Origin of the sequence: Roseivirga sp. (assembly GCF_049099775.1) — a bacterium.
In the GTDB taxonomy this organism is placed as follows: Bacteria; Bacteroidota; Bacteroidia; order Cytophagales; family Cyclobacteriaceae; genus Roseivirga.
Map to the genome: position 1 here is coordinate 446,931 of NZ_JAGDZM010000001.1, position 22,806 is coordinate 469,736.

The 22,806-nt window shown below is 39.5% G+C and carries 18 protein-coding genes; 9 read left to right on the forward strand and 9 right to left on the reverse strand.

The window, feature by feature from the left end; translation table 11 throughout:
• Together rsmH and mraZ are read right to left on the reverse strand one after the other, a co-directional pair.
• Nucleotides 1–909: a 16S rRNA (cytosine(1402)-N(4))-methyltransferase RsmH gene (rsmH, locus tag JXQ92_RS02185; protein WP_421984934.1), complete on the reverse strand. Its 909-nt coding sequence runs from the start codon at nucleotides 907–909 to the stop codon at nucleotides 1–3.
• Nucleotides 910–914: 5 nt separating this feature from the next.
• Entirely contained in the window at nucleotides 915–1,361 is a 447-nt protein-coding gene (mraZ, locus tag JXQ92_RS02190; RefSeq protein WP_421984935.1) for a division/cell wall cluster transcriptional repressor MraZ, read from the reverse strand.
• A 370-nt stretch (nucleotides 1,362–1,731) separates the two neighbouring features.
• Here mraZ and JXQ92_RS02195 point away from each other — a divergent pair, with 370 nt between their 5' ends.
• Complete coding sequence (locus JXQ92_RS02195) at nucleotides 1,732–2,292, forward strand: hypothetical protein (RefSeq protein WP_421984936.1); 561 nt, start codon at nucleotides 1,732–1,734, stop codon at nucleotides 2,290–2,292.
• A 165-nt stretch (nucleotides 2,293–2,457) separates the two neighbouring features.
• Here the strand turns inward: JXQ92_RS02195 and JXQ92_RS02200 are convergent, their stop codons facing one another.
• Together JXQ92_RS02200 and JXQ92_RS02205 are read right to left on the reverse strand one after the other, a co-directional pair.
• The gene (locus JXQ92_RS02200; protein ID WP_421984937.1) at nucleotides 2,458–3,432 is read right to left on the reverse strand and encodes a polyprenyl synthetase family protein; all 975 of its coding nucleotides are present in this window, start codon (nucleotides 3,430–3,432) and stop codon (nucleotides 2,458–2,460) included.
• Nucleotides 3,433–3,551: 119 nt separating this feature from the next.
• A complete protein-coding gene (locus JXQ92_RS02205; RefSeq protein ID WP_421984938.1) occupies nucleotides 3,552–4,502 on the reverse strand; it encodes a lipid A deacylase LpxR family protein in 951 nt (316 codons plus the stop codon).
• A 56-nt stretch (nucleotides 4,503–4,558) separates the two neighbouring features.
• Here JXQ92_RS02205 and JXQ92_RS02210 point away from each other — a divergent pair, with 56 nt between their 5' ends.
• The 3 genes from JXQ92_RS02210 to JXQ92_RS02220 are packed head-to-tail and all read left to right on the forward strand — an operon-like array spanning nucleotide 4,559 to nucleotide 8,440.
• Nucleotides 4,559–5,674 (forward strand): aminotransferase class I/II-fold pyridoxal phosphate-dependent enzyme, encoded by a 1,116-nt coding sequence (locus tag JXQ92_RS02210; protein WP_421984939.1) that lies wholly within the window; start codon nucleotides 4,559–4,561, stop codon nucleotides 5,672–5,674.
• Nucleotides 5,675–5,718: 44 nt separating this feature from the next.
• Entirely contained in the window at nucleotides 5,719–7,413 is a 1,695-nt protein-coding gene (locus JXQ92_RS02215; RefSeq protein WP_421984965.1) for a 1-acyl-sn-glycerol-3-phosphate acyltransferase, read from the forward strand.
• A complete protein-coding gene (locus JXQ92_RS02220) occupies nucleotides 7,406–8,440 on the forward strand; it encodes an NAD(P)H-dependent glycerol-3-phosphate dehydrogenase (RefSeq protein ID WP_421984940.1) in 1,035 nt (344 codons plus the stop codon). The genes JXQ92_RS02215 and JXQ92_RS02220 overlap by 8 nt, the downstream gene beginning before the upstream one ends.
• Here JXQ92_RS02220 and JXQ92_RS02225 read toward each other — a convergent pair.
• Nucleotides 8,435–9,670 (reverse strand): M48 family metallopeptidase, encoded by a 1,236-nt coding sequence (locus tag JXQ92_RS02225; RefSeq protein ID WP_421984941.1) that lies wholly within the window; start codon nucleotides 9,668–9,670, stop codon nucleotides 8,435–8,437. The genes JXQ92_RS02220 and JXQ92_RS02225 overlap by 6 nt on opposite strands.
• 8 nt (nucleotides 9,671–9,678) lie before the next feature.
• Nucleotides 9,679–10,725, reverse strand: coding sequence for a type IX secretion system membrane protein PorP/SprF (locus tag JXQ92_RS02230; protein ID WP_421984942.1), 1,047 nt, complete (start codon nucleotides 10,723–10,725; stop codon nucleotides 9,679–9,681).
• A 217-nt stretch (nucleotides 10,726–10,942) separates the two neighbouring features.
• On the opposite strand from JXQ92_RS02230, the gene JXQ92_RS02235 reads away from it, so the two are divergent.
• The 5 genes from JXQ92_RS02235 (at nucleotide 10,943) to JXQ92_RS02255 (ending at nucleotide 19,881) form a co-directional block, all read left to right on the forward strand.
• Nucleotides 10,943–16,264: a gliding motility-associated C-terminal domain-containing protein gene (locus tag JXQ92_RS02235; protein ID WP_421984943.1), complete on the forward strand. Its 5,322-nt coding sequence runs from the start codon at nucleotides 10,943–10,945 to the stop codon at nucleotides 16,262–16,264.
• Nucleotides 16,265–16,569: 305 nt separating this feature from the next.
• Nucleotides 16,570–16,866, forward strand: a complete 297-nt coding sequence (locus JXQ92_RS02240; protein WP_421984944.1) for a hypothetical protein — start codon at nucleotides 16,570–16,572, stop codon at nucleotides 16,864–16,866.
• A gap of 200 nt (nucleotides 16,867–17,066) precedes the next feature.
• The gene (locus tag JXQ92_RS02245) at nucleotides 17,067–18,227 is read left to right on the forward strand and encodes a 6-bladed beta-propeller (RefSeq protein WP_421984945.1); all 1,161 of its coding nucleotides are present in this window, start codon (nucleotides 17,067–17,069) and stop codon (nucleotides 18,225–18,227) included.
• Nucleotides 18,227–18,769: a hypothetical protein gene (locus tag JXQ92_RS02250; protein ID WP_421984946.1), complete on the forward strand. Its 543-nt coding sequence runs from the start codon at nucleotides 18,227–18,229 to the stop codon at nucleotides 18,767–18,769. Before JXQ92_RS02245 ends, JXQ92_RS02250 begins: the two co-directional genes overlap by 1 nt.
• Complete coding sequence (locus tag JXQ92_RS02255) at nucleotides 18,766–19,881, forward strand: SUMF1/EgtB/PvdO family nonheme iron enzyme (RefSeq protein WP_421984947.1); 1,116 nt, start codon at nucleotides 18,766–18,768, stop codon at nucleotides 19,879–19,881. The genes JXQ92_RS02250 and JXQ92_RS02255 overlap by 4 nt, the downstream gene beginning before the upstream one ends.
• A 30-nt stretch (nucleotides 19,882–19,911) precedes the next feature.
• Here the strand turns inward: JXQ92_RS02255 and JXQ92_RS02260 are convergent, their stop codons facing one another.
• From JXQ92_RS02260 to JXQ92_RS02270, 3 genes are read right to left on the reverse strand one after another with little or no spacing between them, the layout of a single operon-like run.
• The gene (locus JXQ92_RS02260) at nucleotides 19,912–21,099 is read right to left on the reverse strand and encodes a phosphoglycerate kinase (protein WP_421984948.1); all 1,188 of its coding nucleotides are present in this window, start codon (nucleotides 21,097–21,099) and stop codon (nucleotides 19,912–19,914) included.
• A gap of 2 nt (nucleotides 21,100–21,101) precedes the next feature.
• On the reverse strand, nucleotides 21,102–22,064 hold the full coding sequence (locus tag JXQ92_RS02265; RefSeq protein ID WP_421984949.1) for an L-threonylcarbamoyladenylate synthase: 963 nt from the start codon (nucleotides 22,062–22,064) through the stop codon (nucleotides 21,102–21,104).
• Complete coding sequence (locus JXQ92_RS02270; RefSeq protein WP_421984950.1) at nucleotides 22,064–22,780, reverse strand: tetratricopeptide repeat protein; 717 nt, start codon at nucleotides 22,778–22,780, stop codon at nucleotides 22,064–22,066. The genes JXQ92_RS02265 and JXQ92_RS02270 overlap by 1 nt, the downstream gene beginning before the upstream one ends.
• Nucleotides 22,781–22,806: the final 26 nt, after the last annotated feature.

Genomic DNA, 22,806 nt, shown 5'->3' on the forward strand with positions numbered 1-22,806 from the left:
TTAAATTCGCTCAGCTATCCGAAGTTTTGCACTTCTGGATCTACTGTTAGCTTTTAGTTCCTGTTGATTCGGTTGTATTAACTTTCTATTTATAGCCTTTAAGGGCTTAATCTCGTTTCCAAAAAAATCTTTCTCCACGTCACCAAAGATCTTCCCCTTGTTGATGAAATTTTTCACCATCCTATCTTCCAGCGAGTGGTAACTCATTACTACAAGCTTACCTCCAGTGTTGAGCATTTCAGAAGCCTGATTTAAAAAATCTTCTAAGGCTCCCATCTCATCATTAACCTCAATTCTCAATGCCTGAAAAACCTGGGCATAGTATTTATTTTCTCTACCTCTTGGCGCGTATTTTTTCAGTAAATCAATCAAGTCGAAAGTGGACCTAAAAGGTTTGGCAAATCGTTCGGAAACGATAGCTCCTGCCAGCGTTTTGGCATTTTTTACTTCACCATATATTCCCAGAATGCGGTGAAGATCTTTTTCGGAATAGTCATTAACCACATCTTGAGCGGTTATATCTACACCGCGATCCATTCTCATGTCTAAATCAGCATCTCCTCGGATAGAAAATCCACGAGAAACTTCATCAATTTGATGAGACGAAACGCCTAAATCTGCCAAAATACCATCCACTTTACCAACACCATAAAGCTTCAAATAACGCCTTAGATGCCTGAAATTGGCTTGTATAAATGTGAAAGAACGATTTTCAATATTGGAGGCATTTTCCTTGGCATCATCATCTTGGTCAAAACTTAAAAGCCTTCCCGCTGCTGATAAATGCTTCAGTATTTCAATTGAGTGACCTCCGCCTCCAAAGGTCACATCTACATAAATTCCTTCTGGTTTGATTGCCAGCCCTTCGATGCATTCCTGCAACATTACCGGCACGTGATAGTCAGCCATTCTTTTTAGTCATCAGCCAAATATTTTTCGGCCAATTTCGAATACTCTGAAGCATCGTTGATGAGATTTTCTTCATACAGATCTGGGTTCCAGATTTCGACTCTATTCCCCAACCCCACAACTACAACTTCTTTTGTCAAATCAGCATATGCGAGCATACGATTCTGAATATTTATCCTTCCAGCACCATCCAACTCCACCTCTGCATTCCCTCTAAAGAAACTGCGCTGAAATTTTCGATAATCTTCATTGAATTCGCTCAATGACCGAACACGATTAATAATCTTTTTAAATTCTACTTTCGGATATAACACCAAGCACGATTCAAAACCTCGTCGTAAAACAAGCTCCTGAATAGCTACATCCGGTAAAGCCGCCTTAACCTTTGCTGGTAAAGCCAACCTTCCTTTTGCATCTAGCTTACAATCATATTCTCCTGTAAAAAAAGACATTACACACCTGAACTAATACAAAGATAGAAAAACTTCCCACAGTCACCCACAATTTTGCACTTTTTTGCACTTCTCTACAAAACTTCATCTTTTTTAGCAAAAACACAAGCTAAAGGCCAATTGCATGAGAATTAGCGGAAAATCGAATTAACTTATATATGCTTGATTATTAATAAGTTATTAGAATCAAGAATTCAAAATCGTATTACAGGAAGAAATATGGGTAGATGTGCAATGGAGTGGGGTAATTTACCATAGTTCCATCTAATTCAAGACTTTTTGTGTCAAACTGATCAGTAAATCGCAATATCTAAGACCAATTGAACGCCTTTAGCGTTTTATGTTTTAGTTTCGCACTAAGTCAATTCTTATGAAAAAATCTTACATACTCCTAGCACTAACTATCGGCCTCTTTACTGGCTGCATAAATGACGATGAACCTACGGAAGAGCAGAGCAGCGTTCTAATCTTAATGGTCGACTACGACACCAACTTTTTTCAAGCTGGCGCGGCAATTTTCACCCCAAAAGTGGATGTTGAATTTAGCGAGCTTCCAGTAAATGTAGACCTTCAAGAACCTAGTAACGATTTAAACGGATCTGTTTCATTAACACTCACCTCCACCAATGTGCAACTTTTCAATGGTGAAATTTCTGAACAAGGCGATGCAAATATTTTTGCTCCAGAATTTATTGGCCCAGGCGGTTTCTTTATGCTTGTAGATGAAATGCCATACCCAACATCTCTTGTTGTGGATGACATTGACGGACCTTATACCGAATCTTTCGAAACTACATGGGAAGCAATAAACAAGCTTAACATTATAGATATTTACCTTGAGGAAAACGCCCTATTTGGCAGATATCTTTATAAGCCATCCGAAGATGTTCCTGAAAATTGGAAGTGGATTATTGTTCTTTATGACCAATAGATTTCAAAGGCCTTTTCATGAAAATAAGAAATTTTTAGTCAACCGATAAGGTTGTTTTTGGGTAGGATTGTCTTTATAGCGGATATTAACTGTATCTTATATTTCTACACAAATATACTACTAAGCTAAACTAAAGCGCCCACCTTGCACAAGGTGGGTGTTTTTTTATTTAGAGCGTTCTATTGTGAATTGGACTAGCTGCCCTAGTGAAGTCTTAAAATCAGAATCGGGAAATTCCGCCAAGATATCTTGAGACTTTTTGTAGTACTCATGCATTACGGATTCTGCATATGTTATACCACCATTTGCCTTTACAAAATCAATAACCTCCTGAACTTTCTTATTGTCTTGCTTATTGCTTTTAACAATTCGTTTGATTCTTCTTTTATCGGCATTTGAAGACTTTTGCAGCACGTGAATGAGCGGCAAAGTCATTTTTTTCTCTTTTATGTCGATCCCAAGTGGTTTTCCTATTTGATCTGTTCCATAGTCGAAAAGATCATCTTTAATTTGAAAAGCCATACCTACATTAAGGCCAAATTCTTTCATCTTGGCGATAACCTCAGGATCATCTTGCACCGACGCGGCACCCACGGCGCAACAAGAGGCAATTAAAGAAGCCGTTTTCTGACGAATTACTTCATAATATAAGTCTTCCGTAATGTCCAAGCTTCGTGCTTTAGCCATTTGAAGCAACTCTCCTTCGCTCATTTCGCGAACAGCCTCTGAAACTATTTTTAGCAAGTCGAAATCACCATTATCAATGGAAAGCAGTAAGCCTCTGGAAAGCAGATAATCTCCTACCAATACGGCAATTTTATTTTTCCATAATGCATTAATCGAAAAGTAACCCCTTCTCATATTGGAGTCATCAACGACATCATCATGGACTAGGGACGCTGTATGCAATAATTCAATAAGGGAGGCACCACGATAACTTCTTTCTGAAATGGTACCAACCACACCGGCAGATAGAAAAACGAACATTGGACGCATTTGCTTTCCTTTTCGTTTTACAATGTAATTAGTGACCTTATCGATAAGGAAAACCTTACTCTTCATAAAGGATCTGAACTTATGCTCGAATTCGAGCATTTCAGTCTTCACTGGGGTTTGTATATCTTTCAGTCTCAGTGCCATGTTCTAGCTGCTACAATATTAACAGGTAATGCTCCAATGGCAAACACATATTCGACATATTCAGTAAATGATTTTAAGTCCTTTAAAGCCAATGCATACCACATTGTAATTCATGGTCTTCAATCAGTAGAATTTCTCGGGAAACGAAGCTGTAATTCGAAGCCTAAATAGGCATGCCGCTCATTTCCATTCACTTCTGGGCTCGACCAATTGTAGGTTACTTTAAATGTGGCACTTTCCGAGCTAGAAGCCCAACCCATTCTAAAATGTCTTACCAACGGTTTGATACTTTCTGTATGTGGTGCATTATCGTTCCAAATAGATCCGTTAATCGTAATGTTATGCGCAACATATTGAAGCCCATATCCCATGAAAAAGTAATTGTGCTTGGGGATTTCATCACTACCAGGGCCTATTAATGCGTTTTTAAAAGCAGAATTTCTCAAAAATTGGAGTTTCCCAAACCGTATATCCAAACGTTGATAAACGTGCGTAAAGGCAGTTCCTAAAGCAATATCAGTACTAGATATCAAATCCCATTTGCCCGGTTTTAATTGATATTGCCGATTAAATTCGCTCTTAAAGTTAAATACCAATTCGTTGGGTATCTGAAAATCCCATCCGCGTGGTGCTGGAAATCCAAAAGTTTCATGATACCATTCTTGAAAGCCCTGCGCCCCTGAAGCTGGACCGACAATACCGATTTCAACACCTAACATAGAATGACGATGCTTTTCTTTGAATGTACTGAAACTTGCACCTCCGTATAATAAACCAGCATATGGTCGATCAAAATTCTGAACCCTGCGCAGTAATAGATCTTGAGGCGTATAGTACTTTTGAGAAAACTCAATATCTACTATTTTCTTGATCGTATCTGTCCGAAATGACTTCGGAACCCATCTGAAATGAGTAATCAGCCCATTGGAATAATACTTATCACGATCTTTCAAAAGGTAAACATCGTTTTCGTTTGTGAATGAAAACTCACTATTCTTGTAGCTACCTTGTGCGTACAGTCCAGATGAGATTGTCAGGCAAAGAAAAAAGGCTATACCTTTTGAATACATATCATTTAGAATTGGCGCAAAAGTCATTATAATTTACCGCAAATACAGCATCCGAAATGAATAAGGATAGTCGAATAGCACATTTATTGGCGAAAAGAAGGAACGAGGGTGCCTTAAGAGGACTCAAGACAACCGGAGAAGATTTGATTGACTTTTCTTCTAATGACTATTTAGGACTAGCGCGATCCGGGCAATTGAAGACTAATATTAACGATTCCTACCAAGCCAACTCTTTCAAAAACGGATCTACAGGATCGAGACTTTTAACTGGGAATAATGCGCTCACCGAAAATTGTGAAAGTTATTTAGCTCAGTTTTTCGGATTTGAAAACACAACTGTCTTCAATTCAGGATATATGGCCAATTTAGCTTTCTTCTCTTCAGTTCCTCAACGGAACGACACTGTTATTTACGATGAATTTGCCCATGCTTGTATTAAAGATGGCTGTAGACTGAGCCATGCAAAAAGACTTTCGTTCAAACACAATGACCTTATCGACCTCGAAAAGAAATTAAAAGAGAGCACCGGAGCTATTTATATAGCCTGTGAATCGGTGTACTCTATGGATGGTGATATTGCACCGATAGACAGGATAATTAAGCTTGCTAAAAGATACGAGGCTAAAGTTGTGGTAGACGAAGCACATAGCACTGGAGTTTTTGGTCCAAATGGAGCTGGTTTTTTGGTTCAAAAAAATCTTCAAAAAGAGGTTTTTGCAGTTATTTACACTTTCGGTAAAGGAATGGGAATTCATGGGGCTTGCATTGCTGGAAGCACCATGCTCAAAGCATATTTGATTAATTTTTCTAGGCCCTTTATCTATACGACTGCCCCAAGCGCCTTCGAAGTAATCTCAATTCTAGAAGCTTTTAAATTTTTGAAAAGTAATAACAACCTAATTGAAAAGCTTCACGAAAACATCAGCTACTTTAACCATGTCTTACCAAAATTTAGTACACCTTCCCCGATTAAATCTGTGATAATAGGCGGCAACAAGAAGACTAGAGAGGTAGCCAGCTTACTTCAGCAAAACAACTTAGACATTCGCCCTATTTTAAGCCCAACAGTACAGGCCGGTTCTGAAAGATTAAGAATTTGCCTGCATACTTTCAATACAAAGGAAGAAATCGATTTACTTTGCAAGTACTTAAATACAGGAATCGCAGGTTGATTTTTTAATTCTCCTATATTTGAGAACCTATTTGGATGGAATCAATATCTCAAGACTACATTAAGCAAAAATTCGATCCGGTTGTACCCGGAGGAATCAATGAATGGCCAGTAGTTGCACTCAGTCGCAACCGTCAGGAATTCGTTGAAGAAGTGGCTAAAGAAAGCATCAAGCGAATCAAAGCCCTTGCCCCTACTCGTGAAGCACTTATAGAGGAAATTGAGACCACCGTATTTCGCGAAAAACTTCGAATAAAAAGAAACCCTTGGGCCGTAGACCCTGAAGATGATCAAGCATTTCTGAATACCGTAAAAGATCGGTTACTCGATATTTCGTTAACTGATAACGACGCTGAGAAAGATGAGCAGCTAGACTCTATTCTTAATGAAATGATCCTGCGCTACTCTGATGAAATTGCGGGCAACTTTAAGAAGTCTCGTTATCGAATGGCCAGGTCAATCGTCACCTTCGGCTTTGCGCGGCTTTTGAATGCATCAAGAGCACGTGGTTTTTGGTCTATCTTCAGTACACAATACACGCTTCAAGATAAAATCAATATTACTGGTGAAGTTGACAAGCTAAGGCAACTCGCAAGAAAGGGTACTATTATTATGGTACCAACTCATTTTAGCAACCTGGACTCCATTCTTATCGGCTGGGTTATTAATGTAATGGGGATGCCTGCTTTTATCTATGGTGCCGGCCTCAACCTCTTCAATATAAAAATCATTTCCTATTTTCTAAATAGCCTTGGTGCCTATAAAGTTGATAGAAGAAAGAAAAACATGCTTTACCTGGAAACGCTTAAGTCTTATTCAAGCTTGGCGATTCAAAGAGGCTGTCATAGCCTTTTCTTCCCGGGAGGGACTAGATCCAGGTCTGGAAAAATAGAAAGCAGACTGAAATTGGGTTTATTGAGCACTGCCATAGAAGCACAACGGGTAAATTATCAGAAAGGGAAACGCGATGCTAGAGAGAAAATTTTCGTGGTTCCTGTTACGCTCAATTACAACTTCGTATTAGAAGCACCGAGTTTAATTAAGCAATACTTAAGACTTCAAGGTCAAGAGCGATATTACGTTGAAAACGACGAATATTCTACCTCTTATAAGATCACTGCATTTCTCTTAAAGTTCTTTACCAAAGGTTCTGATATATCTGTTTCTATTGGTAAGGCAATGGATGTTTTGGGCAATTACGTTGACGAAAACGGTCAAAGTTATGATCAAAAAGGCAGAACCATCGATACGCAAGAATACTTCACAGCTGATGGGCGAATAATTTCGCAAAACGATCAGCGCGAAGTTGAATATACGCGAATGCTCAGCGAGCGCATTGTTGAAGAATACTTGAAAATCAACAAGGTTTTTGCAAGTCACCTAGTAGCCTACACTGCTTTTATTATTCTAAAAAAGAGATTTAAAAAGTTAGATTTATACAACCTATTGAGGCTGCCTGAAGAGGACTTAATCATACCATATAACGAGTTTAAAACTTCTTTTAAGAGCGTTTTGGCCAAAGTACATAAGATGTATGGTGAAGGTAAACTAAGCGTTTCTCCACATTTGGCGGGCGATACGGATGGTATTATTAAGCATGGGCTGAAAAATGTTGGAATGTACCATGCTAAAAGGCCTTTAATACGAAATAGGGCTGGTGATATTACTACACAAGACTTGAATGTTCTGTTTTATTACCACAATAGACTTTCGGGTTATAACCTAGAAAAATATGTCTGATAAAACGGTTGGCGTATTAGGTGGTGGCAGTTTTGGTACTGCTGTAGCAAATATTTTGGCAAAAAATGCCAATGTAATTCTCTATGTAAGAAACCAAAAAACGGTTGAAGAAATTGAGAAAACAAGAAAATCAGCGGGGCAGAATTTATCGGACAACATTAAGGTGGTTAACGACCTCGAGGAAGTTCCAAAGCAATGCAACGTTATCTTTCCCGTAGTACCTTCGTCGAACTTTCGAGAATTAATTCAGCAATTAGCACCTCATCTAAGGCCCTATCACATGATGATTCATGCGACAAAGGGATTAGACCTACAACTTCCCCAAAATCCATCAACTGATTTTTCTCTTAACAAGGAGCATGTTTTCACAATGAGTGAAATCATACGACAAGAAACGGTGGTGGTAAGAGTAGGCTGTATGGCGGGTCCAAACATTGCCAGTGAACTATCAACAGGCCACCCGGCAGCTACTGTAATCGCCTCTCCTTTTAATGAAGTAATCCAAGAAGGCAAAGCACTTTTGAGCTCGGAAAACTTTCAAGTTTATAGCAATGCGGACTTGAGAGGAGTAGAACTATGCGGCGTTTTAAAAAATATTATAGCCATAGCATCAGGAATACTTTCTGGTCTTGGCATGGGCGAAAACTCTAGAGGCTTACTAGTGAGTCGTGGACTAGTTGAAATGATTTACTTGGGTAAATCCCTCGGTGGTGAAATTTCTTCTTTTATTGGTCTTGCGGGTATTGGCGATTTGGTAGCTACCACTACAAGTACTAACAGTAGAAACTACACGCTTGGCTATAAAATAGCTCAAGGAAAATCTTTGGATGAAGCCGTTCTGGAAATGGATGAAGTGGCGGAAGGTATCAATACGATTAAAATTATCAAGCAACTAGCCGATAGCCAGAACCTGAAACCTTTAATTACAGAGATACTCTATAAAATTCTTTTTGAAGGTATGTCGGCTGAGAACGGGGTTAATTTCCTTATGAGATATCAAGGGAATATCGATATCGATTTTCTATAACTTTTCCATCGCTTCAAGGCGCTGAAGTAGTGTTGGGTGTGAATAGTGCGCCCTTACATACCACGGGTGTGGCGTTAAATTACTCAGCGATTTCACAGAAAGCCTTTTCAATGCAGAAACCAGAGGTTTTGCACTGTAAGTAGTTGCGGCATAGGCATCTGCTTCGTATTCATTTTTCCTGCTTAGCATATTCATGAGAAAACCTGTAAGTCTCGAAATTGGCGTGTAGAGCAATCCGAAAGCAATAAAATTCAAGTGAATGGCCAATTCTCCTCCACCAAGCGCCATGGAAAGTTCTTCATTGAAAATAAGCAGCGATAAAACATAAAAAGTAATCGCCATTTGAACTACACTAAGTACAAGGCCTAAAACAATGTGTTTTTTCTTAAAATGGCCAACTTCATGTGCCAACACCGCCACTACTTCCTCAGTGGTATGATTTTCAATGAGCGTATCGTACAAAACGATTTTTTTCTTTTTTCCTAAACCTGAAAAAAAAGCATTGGCCTTAGTAGATCTTTTCGAACCATCAATCACGAAGATATTATCCAAAGGAAAAGAGACACCTTCGGCATACTCGTTGATCTTTGATTTCAACTCGCCATCTTCCAAAGGCACGAGCTTATTAAACAAAGGCAAAAACAGTGAGGTGTAAAACAAATTCATCACCAACATAAAAGCCGAAACCAATGCTAAGGCATAAATCCAAAAATTTGCTCCTAATTCGTTAACGATCCATAACAAGGCATAACCCAAAACTCCTCCGAGCAATATCGCTATCAGGTACCCCTTAAGTTTATCCATAACAAAGAGTTTGACCGTCATTTTATTGAAACCAAACTTTTCTTCGATTACAAATGTGGCGTAATAACTAAATGGAATATTGATGATGTCGGAAAGGATAAAAAGGATGCCGAAAAAAGCCAGAGATTTAAGAATTGGGTCGCTGACATAAGGACCAAGTTGGGCATCTAAAAATCCGAACCCACCGAATACAAGAATCAATAGGGTTGTGATGATACTGAAGGCCGAAGAAAGAAGGCCGAAGCTTCCCAGTTTTTTCTGATAGGCCTGCGATTTAGCGTATTCGTCTGGTTCATAAATACCTTGAAGCTTTTCTGGAATAGCAGCAGATGAATGTTTACGATTAAGAAAGTCTAGAATTTGATCAAGACTAAAATCTAATACAACAATACCCACAATGAGGTAAAGCAATTGATCAGCTTGCATATTCTTACTTAGTTTTTAGGGCAAGGAATTCTCCAACGACTTCTAGGGGTAATTTCAGGCTTGCTAAAGTCGATAATGTATGACAGCGAAAATTCATGAGCACCACCTGCATTAATGGTCAGTTTAGAAAGTGTATAGTCAAAGCTATAGCCAATATTGAAGTTGTTAGTTGTCACTCCCAAAGAGAAAATCAGTGATTCATGATTTGGAAAATCTTCAAACTGCTTATAAGGTATTCCACGGTATTGAATACCAAAATTCACTGGCTCTAAATGTATAAACGCTCCAACATCCAATTGCGTAAAAGGTCCTTGCTCTTTGTACTGGAAAACAGGTGTAATGCTTCGTTCCTTTCGGGTATACGTCAAGTTATTTCTCAAAGGGCCTGGAGAAAGATCAATCTTATACCCACCATGAATGGTTAGCCTAGCAGGCAAAACACTAATTTGATCTGGACCTAATAACGATTGATTGGGTTCAGTAACATGTTGTAGTGATGCGCCTAAGAATAATCTTCTCGAATATAGTACCCCTCCAACACTTAAATCACCGAAACTAACCTGTAAATCTTGACCTGCGACTAAAGCCGGGTCAGTAATCGTTGGGTCAATTTCTCCGGTAATTGTATTGATTTGATTCGTGAAAACTAGATTTTGAAAACCTGCATTTCTCGAGAAAAAGCTGTATTGAACACCTGGTCTAAAAACAATGTTCTCGGTAATCCGAAGTTGATAAGCATAACTAAAGCCAACATTGGTAGACGTGAGCCCTTCTTGACCCTCTCGGTCAGTAGTTACTATTAAACCGATGCCACTGTTATACTTTTCTATATAATGATCGGCATAGAAAGAAAATGTTTCGAAGGATGCCTGAAGATTTGGCCATTGACTTCTATAGTTAACACCAAATCGCGTGAATTGCGATGCTCCCGTAAATGCTGGGTTTATATATAAAGGTGCAGCATAAAACTGCGAAAACTGCGCATCTTGAGCACTAGCCTCTCTAGAAGTACAAATTGCTAAAATGCCTACAACTAATATAAACGCCTTCCTCATGTAATGTTTTAAACAATTAAACTCCTAACGACCCTGATACAATAATATTTTCTTCCTTGATTTTGAAGAATCAAAATACCAAAACAACGTTTCCTCAATAAACTTTTCCGTTATCTTAGGGCGTGCTTAATGAGGCGTTGAATATAATAAAAAGTCCACTAACCGCGTAATAAGGGTATCAATTTACCTTGGTGTTTACCAGAAAGAGAATTTCACTGTGAACAGAAAACTACGACTTGTTTTTTTATTTTTTGGCTTGGTTATCTCCTTAACCGCTCTTGGTCAAGATTTTACCAGACACAACTGGTACTTTACAGGCAATGATCAGGCATTAATTTTTGGAAAAAGCATCAATAGCGAAGCCTTTTTAGATGCGGGTAAAAGACCTCAATTGAATGTAGGCGAAAAAATCACTTCTACTGATCCTACAAGTGGCGACCTAATCTTTTACTCCGATGGCATCAATATTTATGATGGTACAAATGAGGTAATTCAGAACGGAAATGGGATAATTACCGATGCCACAGGCATTCAGGCCATGAGCACAAGCCCTGTTCCAGGCGCTGGGAATGAAGACTTGTTTTATCTTTTTCATAGAAATGCCGCAGGCGAAATTCTTTATTCTGTAGTGGATAGAAGCGTTCAGGGCAACCGAGCTGATGGACCGCCAGCTGGAGAGGTAACTGCAATTGGAAAAAATCTTTTGTCCGGCATTACAGATCGCGGCAATGGCATGATAACCATTGGTTCGAGAGATATGACCCAATTTTGGCTGATCACACAAAATTCTTCTAACGGCTTATTCGAAATTCATAGCATCCCAGAACCGGGCGGATCATTCAATACGGTTGGAAACTTGAACTTAACCACGCCGATTGAGGCCCTACATCTAGCTTATAATACGGCAACAAGTCAGATAGCGGTCATTCCATCGAATAATTCCAATATTCAAATCATTCACTTCAATGAAGCAATGCCAGAATTGACTTTTCGAAGAGTAATTCTTAACACCTTCGTACTTGGGGAAACTTTCGGAGGATCAGCAGGATGGTCTGTTTCAGGAAACCATCTGTTTTTTAGTAGGAATGATGGTACCTCAGGAAATATCTTCCGTTTCAATATGCTAGATATTCGTGACGATGCCCCACTGGAAGCTGTACTTAACACACCAGTCGAAGAAAGTCTGAGTTTACAATTGGCGCCAGACAGTACTATTTATCATATCTATCGCGATGCACCAGGCGGAAATCGCTTTATGGGTAAAATCAATCAACCAGATAGCGCCATCACTATAGTAAACTATGAAAGCGGATTATTCGAAGGAGCAGATGTTAATTCAAACTATTTCAGTCAGTTCAGCCCAGAAGCCAATATTGAACCTGTTGTAACGGCAGTAGCCCAAGATGGAGAATTCTGTATGAACAATCCTATACAGTTCTTCCCCATGATTGAGCCTTCTACGGCAGTGCCTACCGAATATTTCTGGGATTTTCAACCCTTCGGTCTTACCTCAACACAACAAGCTCCTGTAATGACCTTTGAAGAAGCAGGATTTCTTTCCGCATCACTATCGGTAATCATTAACGGAGAAGTGGTGAGGTCCAATGTTATTATGCGAGAGATCCTCGAGAACGATCTACAAGTATCGTTACCTGATACTACTATTTGTGAGGGAGAAACACTGGAATTAGACGCTGAGCCAGAACAAGGTGGCCAAGGGCAACAAGGTGGTGCCACGGGTGGGCCATTTGAATACCTGTGGAGTACAGGCGAAACAACCTCAACGATTACAGTAGGCGAAGCTGGCAATTACTGGGTGGTCATCACTCCTTCCAATGGGTGTCCTATTTATGCCACGGCCAGAGTAGAAGTTTATGCCGATGAAAGCACCACAGCCAACATTTGGTACTTCGGCGACGGTGCAGGAATAGATTTCAATGAGGTAGATGGCTTAGACCCTCCTCCGCGGAGTATTACTACGCCACATGCTATGAATGCCCCGGCAGGAACTTCTACTATTTCCGACCCGAATGGGGATGTCTTATTCTATACAAATGGATCACGCGTATGGAACAGAGAAAATGGTGTCATGCCAAATGGAACAGAAATTGGGGGCGATAGCCTTTCAAATCAAGCTGTAATCATCGTGCCATTTGTAGATGATGAAACGCTCTATTACTTATTTACGACTCAAAAGGTTTATGGTGAAAACACCTTTGCCTTAAAGTATAGCGTAGTTGATATGAAGGAAGATAATGGACGTGGGGATGTCATTATCAAAGATGTAACCATGTTTACCCGAAGCACCGAAAAAGTTGTGGCTTACGGTGGTGCTGGTAATGATTCTTGGTTACTCGCTCATGAATATGGCAATAATACCTTTAGGGCGTACCCTATTACTGTCGATGGTATTGGCGCACCAGTGATTTCTTCCGCTGGAGCAATCCATTCCTTCAATGATGAACTCAGTGGACAAGGTGGTATGAAATTCTCGGCCGATGGAGGTCGTGTAGCGATTGCCCTTATTGAAGGCACGGAAGATTACGCTGAACTTTTCGAATTCGACTTGATGACTGGTCAGATTGTCGAGTTCCAATATCGAATCGATCTAAATGAAGGCGGAGCTGCCAATGATGAGGTCTACGACGTTCATTTTTCTCCAGGTGGCGGAAAACTCTTTGCCACAATGAATAACCGCAATACAGGAAGTGCGGGTGGACGAGTACTAGAATACAGAATTGATACATTTTCTACAGAAGCCACTCGATTAGCTTCTAGAATGGATATTACCGATGGCTTGAACTTGCAGTTGAACTTTGGGCAAATCCAAACAGGTCCTAATGGACAGCTTTATGTCGCCGTTGAAACACCTGGGAACCCTGCTGGAACAAGGTTTGTCAGCTCCATAGCTGCAGTAGATGACACACTCCAAACCTCAGGATTTAGTCCTCAGGCGGTTATTTTAACTACGGGTAATTCGCGACTAGGCTTACCGAATATTGTTCAGAATAATGCCAATCCTCAGATGGAGCCATCAATGTTTGCCCCAGACCTGACTTGTACAGAGGAACGCATTGAAATGACAAGTACTGGCACTTCCGATATAGATGAGTTCTTATGGTCAATTACAAACCAAGTAGATAATAGTACAGTATTTAGTGCCGCAGGCATGGATACCGCTTACGTTTTTCCACAAGGTCAATCCGGGATATTTAATATCTCCGTAAATATTTCTAACCGTTGTGGATTTGATACTACGCTAGTTCAAGAGATTATGGTGATGGATATTCCAGCAGTACCGACGGTACCTCAGGCCATTTCTATCTGTGAAGGGCAAGATTTCCCGCTTGATGCAATTCAAGGCCAACCTGACGATCCTAATTTATCATTTGAATGGGTAAATAGTCAAGGAGTAGTTGTGAGTACCGATAGAAGTTTTACTATTACTGAGCCAGAAATCTATACCGTCACCGTTTCGAATATTGCTGGATGTAGTAATAGTCGAGAGATTTTTGCAGGACCTCCTTTTGAAATTGAACTACCCGATGCGGAGAACATTTGTCAGAACGAAGAGCTTATTTTAGACCCGAATGTAACAGCGGATAACTATATCTGGACCGTTATTAATCCTGATAATTCGACTACCACCCTAGCGAATCAACGAAGAGCAACAGTAGATACATCCGTCCCAGGTATTTTTAGCTATGTGGTTTCTATAGAAGACCCTGTAATGCCGGGTTGTTTTGTGAATGACACCACACTGGTGACAGTAAATGCCATTGCGCAAGCCACATTAGGTGCTATTGTGAATCCTGCTTGCGGTAATACCGACGGTAGCTTCGAATTTTCAATAACAACTACGGGAAGCTACTCTTATACCGTAACAGGTGCAAATAGCGGAACAGTAGCTCAGGTAAACAATGTTTCCGGACCAACAGGCACACCAGAAATTGTTTCAGGCCTTGCGGCAGATATTTATAGTGTTCAAATCACCGATAACAGTAGTGGGTGTAACAATACACTGGATGGTATTCAAGTTCAGAACGATCCACCGGATTTTACCATAGACAGTATTGTAACGGCTGACGCGCAATGCGAAATCAATGATGGCAGCATGACGGTAACACTAAGCGCTGATATTTTCCCTATCAGCTATACTTTAACCAATACAGCCGATGGTACTATTACAACAGGTGGAGCTGCAGCCGCAACTACCATGACAACCTTTGATTTTGAAATAACGGGGCTAGCCGGAGGCACATATGATTTAAATATAGTTTCCAATAGTGGCTGTAATCAAAGTCAAACCGGAATAGTAGTTAATCAGCCGCAACCGGTAGATTTAACGACAGAGCCTTTTGTAGAAATATGTGGTGCTACAGCACCACTTACGGCAAGTTCTACGACAGGCGGGGCAACTTTCTCATGGACAGGCCCTAATGGCTTTACGGCCAACGGTGCAAATATTTCGGCACCAGAAAGTGGCGCTTATATTGTAACAGCATCTGCTCCTGGAAGTTGTGATGTCTCTGAAACCGTAGTAGTCGACCTAACGATTCAGCCTATTGTAGAAATTACCCCGATAACCGATGGCTGCGATGGAACTATTACACTTGAAGCTACAGTAACCAATCCTGCACCAAACACAACTTATGTTTACAACTGGGATAATGGGGCGAACACAAGGGTTATCACTGTCGATACGGACGGTACTTATACAGTTTCAGTAAGACCTTCGGATAATTTGACTTGTGAAGGAACTGACTCTGAAGTCGTGGCAATACCAGAAGAATTGATCGCGACGGTTTCTTCTAGTCCGGCTTGTGATGATGGCTCCCCAATAACTTTAACCGTCGATTTACTTTCAGGAAACGCTACTGCTTTTACATGGACCTTGAACGGCCAGCCTATTACACAATCTGGAAGTGTTATCAACGTAAACGATGAGGGTGCTTATACGCTAACGATTTCGGATGGTACCTGCTCGATAGAAAGAAGCATTCAAATTACGAGACAAAATATTCCGGAAGGCCTATTACCTGATGTTGAGCTTTACTGTCCGACAAGAACAGACAATGCAATTTTATTAGCGGGTGTTGGTTTTGAAACTTACGAGTGGACATTGAATGGTCAGCCATTCCCCGATGCAAACGAAAGACTTACGGTAACAGGGCCAGGGGTTTACACAGTAACTATGACTACCTCTACTGGTTGTGTAAGGGTTGATACTGTGACCATCGTAGAAAGCTGCGATCCTAGAATTATTGCTCCTACAGCCTTTATTCCGGGTGGAACACCACCAAATAATACTTTTACGGTGATACCAAATGACTTTGTAAATGAGTTTCAGATATTCATTTACTCGAGGTGGGGAGAATTAATTTTCCAAAGCAATACGCTTGAATTCCAGTGGGATGGTACGCTGAATGGGGAAGTTGTACCTCTTGGCACGTATCCTTATATTATGAGGTTTACCTCTCGCTTTGAACCCGAAAGAGGAACTTTCGAGCAGTCTGGTTCTATTACGGTTGTCAGGTAGAAACACCCAAAATCCAAATTAGAGAATACTTTTTTTCAGATGAGTAGCTGAGGTTCTCTAATAATTTTGCCGAATTCACATTTTCCGGTTTAACAATTCAAAAACTGTAATACCCAATTATTGATTGATAATTAATTCTTAAAACCATACTAAATATTTATTCAGTGAAAATCAAGCATATACACTAACATTTTATTTTTAATTATATTACTCATTTATACACTATTCTTACTTACTTTATTTTTGTATTATCATTTTTTATTTACATTCTTGTCACATAACTTAAATTTAAACTCATGAATAAAATGAAAAAAAGAATAGCACTGCTTACACTAACACTGACGCTAGCAGCATCAATCGCACCTTCACTGCAAGGATATCAAGCCACAGAAGGGGAAGAAGAAGGAGGTATTGTGATGGTTAGTAGGTTCAAATTAATTGTTAAAGAAAAATTTGAAAAAACAGTAAACCTGAACGTCAAAGTTGATGAAAATACAAATAGCGGATCTTTAGGTCTAAGCAGCTCTCGTGACGTATCGGGCGTGGTACGTTATTGTAAGTCAGCCAGCAAAAGAAAAAGCTGTCCACAAAAATACTTATAAGAGTATCAAGGTCTGACTGTTTTTCACACTGTCAGACCTCATTTCGAAACCTGCTATTATTGAAGAATAATCATGTAACTCCTGAAGTGAAAATAAATGTAATCTAAAAAAATAATTAACCAGAAAACCCTAATCAATACAACTTCTGGTATACTCACAAAAAACAAAAGATGATTATAGGTCGACTAATAAAGTTAACTATGGTGAGTACCATTATGCTATTCGCCTTTGGTTGTAGTAATCCCAAATCAACCAATTCTGACTTCTTGCAAACTATCAGCATTGACCCTTCAAAAGTCGTCACAGTAACTGCAGATCAAATTTTTAGTAACATCGATTATGTTATTCTGTCGAATGACGATCATATCATAGGCTCAATATCAAAAATAAAGCTTTTTGATGACCAGTATTTTGTTCTCGATGCAGACTACACCAATTCACTCTATGTACATGATTCAAATGGTCTTTTCATCACTAAGATTGGTATGGAAGGTGTTGGTCCGGAAGAGTATCAAGACATCAATGATTTTACAATTGTTACAGTGAATGGAAGTCCACAGATATGGTTACTTGACATTGGCAGAGGCTATTTTACATTGGTTATTTATGACTTAAACGGAAACTTTATCACTAAGATCAAATCCAATTTAATGGCAAATTTCATTGAATACTTTGATTCAGGTTTATTGCTTTTTAGTACAGCAAATCAATGCAATGATGATTTTTGTTCCGACAAATTCGTGACTGATTTAGACCTTAATGTTTTATCTGTCGGCAGCAAACCGCTAGACTTTTATGAAGAAAACTGGATCGAACCAAGACAGCCCATATCAGTATCCAATACACAAGCCTCTATCACTACTTATGGACAGAATAGCATTGAAAGTATTGACACTGAAACTGGGGCTATCGTAAAAGATATATTCATAGATTTTGGAGATTCTCAAATACCAGAGGAACTCATGACAACTTTCGGAGGCTCTTATGAACAGTATCATAATGCGCTTAACAAGTCTAAATTCTGCTACGAGATTGACAATCTATTTCGGAATAAAGATGCCCTTTACTTTAGTTTTGACTATGGCAATAGGACACTTTTTTTTCTATCAACCCAAGCTCATGACGATGATTTAATTTTTGAAAACATTAAACTAAGTAATGATTCACAGCTAACGTTAAATCTGGGTATCGATGGGTCTGATGGAAACACCCTTTTTTCCCAACTCAACCCAGAATACCTACAAGCTACCTTTGAAGAAAATGAGAGTTTCTTAAAAAACAACAAAAGCATTTTCAAGGAGATTTCAGAAAAGCTCACAAAAGACTCGAACCACGTAATTCTTAGGCTAGAATTAAAATAATGAAATACAAATTAATCATCCTAAGCCTACTTTGCTTTCTATGCTGCTCTCCAAAAGTGGACATTGAATCGGTAAATGAAATCGCCAACTTAGAATTTCAAATAGAGACCTTCATCAAGCTTGATGGAGTCTCTGTGAATAGTAAGTCCTTTTTGGATAAAATACATGGTAGAGAAACCTTGATTTTTTCGTTCAATGAACGTCAATGTATAGACTGCATCACAAAACACCTTTCAATGCTTGGCGAACTGATGAAAGACAAAATTATTTCCGTGAAGAGCCTTGTAATAGTCGCTGATTTTGAAAATATAAGGATGCTAAACTCCTTTCTATCCCGATTTAACCTTCTAGACGTAACCACAATCTTATCTCAAGAAGTTCTGATTGATCCAAAAGGAGATTGGTTCGATCAACCCACCCTCTTTATATTTAATCAGGAGAGCAATTCGGCACATTTTGTTTATCAACCTACTTTATACACTCAAAGATTTAGCAAAACTTACTTTCAGTTGATTTCTCAAAAAATGAATAGAAAAGAATGAAACCTATCTTAACATTAGTCTGCTTAGTGCTAAGCTCCATTACTGTCAATGCGCAAAGCCACTCAATCAAAGTGCTTAGTAAAGAAACAGAAAAACCAATTTTGGGAGCACATATAAGTACTTATACTAAAAAAGAGGAAGGTTCAAAAATTAAGCTAATTGCCATAACCAATGAACAGGGGCTTTCAATATTAAATTCAAGTGATTTAGTCAATGCACAGGAATTGTTAATTTCTTACGTTTCTTTTAAGTCAAAAATTATTAATAAAAAGACATTGAAAGAGGGTAGAATAAACAGTTTTATCCTCGATCAAAATGTGCGAACGCTAGAGACGGTAGAAGTTGTATTCTCTGAGCGTCCGATTGATACCGATTTGGTATTAGTACCAGCTACTACTATCAAAATAAACAAACAAAAAAGGACTGTCCCTGCTTTTGAAACGCAGCCACATGAAGTTACCGTTCGACAATTCAAGGAATTCATTGAAGCCACTGATTATGTAACAGAAGTTGAAGAAAAAAGTCTCGTTGTGGCCATATTGAGACTCCAAAGTACCACGGACAAATACTTGAAAAGGTTTGAAAACATTAAACACGAGACCTTTAAGGAAGCAAAGCGTAAGAGATTTCAAGGTTGGGAAAGGAAATTCGAACTTATCGATAAAAATAACATAAACTGGCGCCATGATGAATTAGGCAACCTTAGAGGGGAGGATGAACTCGACTTTCCTGTCATCAATATCACTTGGAATGACGCTATGGCTTATGCTACTTGGCTAGACATGAGGTTACCAACGCATGAAGAGTACGTAGCAATGGCTACAGGATCAAAACCAATGGGTTGGAATCGGAGCAACTCCACTGGTGTATTAAAAGATGTTTTCTCCTCGCCACGCAACAGAAAAGGGCTGCTAAATCTATACGGAAATGCCGGTGAAATCTTGGCAGATGAGATAGAAATAGATGGTGTTGTTTATGTAAAGGTAACCGCGCTTAACTCATTCGGATCAAAATTTACAGAACCCATTGAAAGCTATTTAATAGATAAAAAGAAGTTGGTCACAAACCTTTTTAAATTTGGCTTTCGTTGTGTCAGGTCAATTGACCAATAGAGAAAACACCAATTTTATCAGTCTATAAACCTAGGCCTCTAAAGCTGCAACTCCTGGGAGTACTTTACCTTCCATGTATTCTAGCAATGCGCCGCCGCCTGTAGATACGTAAGATACGTCGTTTCCGAAACCCAATAGGTTTACAGCCGCAGCAGAGTCACCGCCTCCAATTAATGAAAACCCTCCATTTTTAGTGGCTTCAACAATCGATTCGGCAACTACTTTGGTGCCATTGGCAAAGTTTTCCATTTCAAAAACGCCCATCGGACCATTCCATAGCACCGTTTTCGATTCTTTTATGGTGTTTGCAAATACTTGAGCAGCCTGTGGTCCAATATCCAATCCCATCCAGCCATCAGGAATTGTGCTATTCATACACACTTTCGTATTAGCATCATTATTAAAGTCATCAGCAACTATTGAATCAATTGGTAAAAGCAGCTCTACGCCAAGCGTTTTCGCTTTCTTGATTAAAGTAGAAGCTAATTCAAGCTTATCTTCCTCTACTAGTGAATTACCGATTTGTCCACCCATTGCTTTGAAGAATGTGTAAGACATTCCCCCGCCAATAATTAAGTTATCTACACGCTCTAAAAGTTGTTCGATAATCAAAATCTTATCAGAAATCTTTGCCCCACCCATAATGGCCGTAAAAGGTCTATCTGATTTCTCTAGCACTTTCTTCGCGTTTTCTAACTCGGCTTGCATGACAAACCCACAACCTTTCTCACTGAAAAATTGAGCAATGATTGAGGTCGACGCATGGGCTCGATGGGCTGTTCCAAAGGCATCGTTGATGTAGATATCCCCGTGGTCGGCAAGTGACTTTGCAAAATCAACATCTCCTTTTGTTTCTTCTTTATAGAATCTCAAATTCTCTAATAAAAGAACCTCTCCAGCTTTTAAATTAGCAGAAACTGCCTTTCCGCCATCACCAATGCAATCTTCAGTAAATTTTACTTCCGTTTCGAATACCTCAGATAAATGTGCTACTAAGTGTTTTAAAGAAAACTTCTCTTCTGGCCCCGTTTTCGGTCTACCTAAATGAGACATCAATACAACTGAACCGCCTTCCGATAATATCTTTTTCACTGTTGGTGTAGCGGCCTTGATTCTTGTAAAATCAGTTATCTCAAAATCAGCATTCAATGGTACATTAAAGTCTACCCTAATTAAGGCTCTCTTTCCGTTAAAGTTAAAGTCATTGATGGTTTTCATAATTATGATTTAGCAGTTGCTCGTTTTATTCTGTCGTTAATGGCCCTTCCCAAACCCTCGTTTGGAACAAAGTCCGTAATAATGGTATTAATATTTTCATGCTGATCTAAAGTTCTTAGCCCTAGAAAAAGTCTAGCCGCCGCCTCGTTTAGATCGCTATTTTCCGATAATAGAAACTGGTTTCTCTTCGGAAGATATTCATCATACTGATTATACAATAATGCGCCAATTTCATTTATATTTTCGATCGATGATCTATCGAAGTCTGATTTCAAGACAATCGATTTTTTTGGGGCATAGTGACTTTTCAACATCCCCGGAGCCGCAGGTTTCGAACTAGAGTGATTTGCTATCTCAACTGGCCCTACTACTTTTTCAATAGCCTCTACGGATAGCCCTCCAAGACGCATCACTTTTGGTTGATCATGCGCGAAGCTAATAATTGTCGATTCAAGGCCCACTTGACAGGCGCCTCCATCCAAAATATACTCAAGCCGGCTCCCTAACTGGGCTTCTACATGTTCTGCCTTGGTGGGGCTTACATAACCAAATGGGTTAGCACTAGGTGCTGCAAGCGGAAAATTGAGATTGGTTAACAATTGTCTTGTCAAAGCGTGCTCTGGCACTCTCACCGCCACGGTATCCAATCCTGAAGTGACTAAATCTGATATGTTTGATTTTTTCTTAAGCAAAAGCGTCAATGGTCCCGGCCAAAAGGCATCGGCCAATCTCTTTGCTGGTTCTGGAATTTCTTGAACAAAAGATGCAGCAGCGTTCATATCAGCTACATGAACGATCAATGGGTCAAAAGAAGGGCGATTTTTTACTTGAAAAATGCTAGTAACGGCTCGATCATTCAAAGCATTTCCTGCTAAACCATAAACGGTTTCTGTAGGGATTCCTACGAGACCGCCTTTGCTTAAAATTGCTTTAGCTTGCGCTATATCTTGACCGATTTCAGCCATTATTGAACACAGTTCTGAGCGATGGCCTCATTTGCGCCTTCAAAATTTAAGGACTGGGCACTCAGTAAATACTCACAGCCTTGAGGCTGATTATCTTGAGCAAGCTCTGCCAAGCCAAGCCAGTAATAAGCTTCCGCATAATCCGGCTTCTTTTCAAGCGCTTTTTTCAGATCAAATAAAGCATCTTCTGGATTATTTATTCTTAACTCCGTTTTCCCCTTATTCAAGTATAAAAGGGCATTTTCTGGTTGTATTTCCAAGGCGAATTGAAAATCGAAAAGTGCGCGATCAAATTCCTTGTATTTGAACAGCATTGCACCTCTATTGATATAGGCATCAACTAAGTTAGGTTGAATTTGAATCACGTAATCGTAATCGAGCATCGCCTCATTGTCTTTACCCAAAATTCTATAAGCATTCCCTCTATTAAAAAATGCGCGATAGTTAGTGGTATCGGTATTTATTCCATCAGTAAAAACCTTAATAGACTCTTCTAGCTCTCCTAGCCTTAAAAGCGCAACACCTTTGGCATTAAGTGCGGCATAATTTCGAGGGTTCTTTTCAAGTACTTGATTATAGACTCTGATAGCCTCAGAATAGCTTTCAGTCTCCATAAAAGACCGAGCCTCCGCAACAAGTTCCTCTTCCGAAGGGGAACAACTCATAACAATGATGGATAAAATAAATGCGAATAATACCGAGGTTTTTAGCTTCATCTCTCTGATTTTGAGCCGCAAAGATA